General features: G+C 51.0%; 1 protein-coding gene. It reads right to left on the reverse strand.

Going from position 1 to position 645, the window contains the following annotated elements; all coding sequences use genetic code 11:
- Window positions 1-592 (reverse strand): IS200/IS605 family accessory protein TnpB-related protein (locus tag AN618_RS13645; RefSeq protein WP_222926537.1); only part of this gene is annotated, 592 nt, incomplete at its 3' end.
- Window positions 593-645 lie beyond the last annotated feature (53 nt).

The following is a 645-nucleotide window of genomic DNA, read 5'->3' on the forward strand; positions in this document are numbered from 1 at the left end:
ACGAGGCCAGCTCCTTGAAGTTCCACCCGGACATCATCCGGTTGAACTTTTTTGATCCTTTAGTCCGCTCGCGGATACCCAGCAGGTTCTCAAGTGCAATCGCCTTGCCTTCTTTTTTCGCTATTTCAACTATGCGCTTTGAGATGCAGTGGTTGATATACCGCATCCATTTTCGTTCACGACCTGCTTCTTTTTTGACGCGGGAAAGTCTACCCGCCTGCTGAAGGGCTATTCGCCGCTCTGCCCACCGTTCCTTGCGCCATCTGACCTGGCGACCGTCAAAAAAGATGTTGTTGGACAGCACGGCAAGCTTTACTATGCCGAAATCGACCCCGATTACGCCGCACGGCTCGTTTAAATGTGTCTCGTATATTAATGATATAGCAGCATACCACTCTCCGTATTTACCACGCCATATCTCCATGGACCCTTGTCGGCAGGAACCTCCTGCCAGGTCCTGGAGCCTTTTTGTATGGTATTCGGAAGTGGCAATGGGCACTGCTATCTGACTCCTGCCGGAGGAGACGGGGAACTTAATGACCCATGTACCTGACGGCAGCTGATGTATTGAATAGCAGTCCTGCCGCACCATTACCGGAACTATCCGGTCAAATTTGGGCAGGCTGGATTTCTTGCCATTTTTTG

The sequence above is a fragment of the Fervidicola ferrireducens genome (assembly GCF_001562425.1).
Lineage (GTDB): Bacteria > Bacillota > Thermosediminibacteria > Thermosediminibacterales > Thermosediminibacteraceae > Fervidicola > Fervidicola ferrireducens.